Below are 1,159 nucleotides of genomic sequence, written 5' to 3' on the forward strand. Positions count from 1 at the left end.
CACACCGCGCGTCGCTGGCGCGACTGGCTGCATGCCGGCACCGCGACGTTCGCGTTCGTGCTGCGCAGCCGATTCCCTGAACTGGGCCGTGGCGGCGACGGCCCCGGCTTCTGGACGGCCTGCCTGGCCGCGATGTCGCTGGCAGCGGCGATGGCATGGGCGGACCATGAGGTTTGCGTCCCATGAAACGCTGATCCGAAACCACCAGGAGACAGGCAACGCCGCTTAAATTTCCCACCCCACACACTTTGCCCACTGCCGCCGGCAGCCGATATCGGTTTCCATGAACGCTCCCGAACTCAACAGGAGCACCCATGAAACAGATCGATCCGACCGCCTTGTTCCGCCTGTCCGTGCTGGGGCCGCTGGTCAGCCGCGAGCGTCTTGAACGCGGCGAGCTGCAGCGCACCCTGCGCGACCTGGCCCAGCGCCAATACGCCATCCCTAATTCGCGCCGCACCTATCTGGGCGAGAAGACGATCGAAAGCTGGCTCTACAAATACAGGCGCGAGGGCATCGAAGGCCTGGCGCCCAAGACGCGCGTTGACCGCGGCCGCTCCAAGATCGCGCCCGCGCTGCAGGAAGCCATCGTCGCGGCCAAGCGCGACAATCCGCGCCGCTCGATTCGTCAGATCCGGCAACTGCTGCAAACGAGCGGCCAAGCGGCCACGGACAGCCTGTCGCGCTCGGCAATTCACCGCCTGCTGGCCAATCACGGCATAGCGCGCATGAGTGGTTCGTCCAGCCAGCCCGAGGAGAAGCGCAGCTTCGTGGCCGAGTCGGCCGGCGCGATCTGGTACGGCGACGTCATGCACGGCCCGCGCGTCAGCGTCGAGGGCACGCCGCGCAAGGTCTATCTGGTGTCGCTGTTCGACGATGCTTCGCGCCTGGTCACGCACAGCGCATTCTGCCTGGGCGAGACGGCGCTCGATATCGAGGGGGTGCTCAAGCAAGCGCTGCTCAAGCGTGGCCGGCCCATCAAGCTCGTCGTCGACAACGGCGCCGCCTACAAGGCCGGCACACTGCAGGCACTGTGCGCGCGGCTGGGCATCCACCTCATCTACTGTCGCCCGTACCAGCCGGCCGGCAAGGGCAAGATCGAACGCTGGCACCGCACCGTGCGCGACCAGTTCCTCAGCGAACTCGATGCCGCCCGCAT

General features: G+C 66.8%; 1 protein-coding gene and 1 pseudogene. Both read left to right on the plus strand.

What is annotated here, in order from left to right; translation table 11 throughout:
* Positions 1-186: pseudogene (locus ACP7BV_RS27070) on the plus strand (hypothetical protein); the annotation flags it as partial.
* A gap of 128 nt (positions 187-314) precedes the next feature.
* The coding region (locus tag ACP7BV_RS27075) for a DDE-type integrase/transposase/recombinase (RefSeq protein ID WP_426107995.1) at positions 315-1,159 on the plus strand (845 nt) is incomplete at its 3' end.

The organism is Massilia sp. TSP1-1-2, assembly GCF_049896185.1.
Lineage (GTDB): Bacteria > Pseudomonadota > Gammaproteobacteria > Burkholderiales > Burkholderiaceae_D > Telluria_A.